The organism is Oligella sp. HMSC09E12, from assembly GCF_001808505.1.
Lineage (GTDB): Bacteria > Pseudomonadota > Gammaproteobacteria > Burkholderiales > Burkholderiaceae_B > Oligella > Oligella urethralis.
The window spans coordinates 1-758 of the sequence record NZ_KV793596.1 but is presented as its reverse complement, the minus strand read 5'-3'; the positions used below and the strand labels follow the sequence as shown (position 1 = coordinate 758).

Below are 758 nucleotides of genomic sequence, written 5' to 3'. Positions count from 1 at the left end.
AAGCCAGTGGCAGTATAGGCTTTGGGCAGGAGAGCGAGAGCCAAGGTAGTACGACCTACAGCGGCATTAACACGAAAAACATCCTCATTACGGACGAGGCCAAACAGACCCTTCTCACGGGGCTTAGTGCCGAGGCGATGGCGGAGCGTGTCTTGACCGCCACGACCACCGAGAATGCCGAGGCTTTAAGCGGTGCCTTAGCAAATCGCTTTGATGCGGCCGCCCTACAAAAGGAACTCGATACCCAACGTGAGGTGTCACAAGCCTTTAGTCAAAACGTGCAAAGCGCCAAGGCGGAATTAAATCAAGCGGCTGATCGCCTAAAAACCGACTATGAAGCCGGCCGTATCAGCCAAGCGGAGTATGACGCGAAACGCCAACAACTGGATAACGGGGCCTTACTGCTTAGCACGATTGCTGCTGGCTTAAGCGCACCGACCGACAGCGCGCTAGGGATGGCGACCGCCACCCTTAGCCCGAGTGTTGCTAAAGAGATAGGGCAGTACTTTAAATCAAGCGACAGGGAAGGTAGTACCGAGCATTTAATCGCGCATGGCCTACTCGCCGCAGCGGTGGCAGCGACGGGGGTAACAATGCTCTCAGTGCCGCAGGTGCAGCCGTCAGCGCGGAAGCTGCCGCGCCGATCCTAGCAGACTACCTCTACGGTAAAGAAGCCACTGATCTTAACGCCGAAGAAAAAGCCACCGGTAATCTCCCCTCAGAACCGTAGTGATTTAAGGTAGAATTTTCTATAAAGG

General features: G+C 55.0%; 1 pseudogene. It reads left to right on the top strand.

The features are described 5' to 3' along the window. Positions 1-650 (top strand): annotated as a pseudogene (locus HMPREF3179_RS08470) (hypothetical protein); the annotation flags it as partial. Positions 651-758 lie beyond the last annotated feature (108 nt).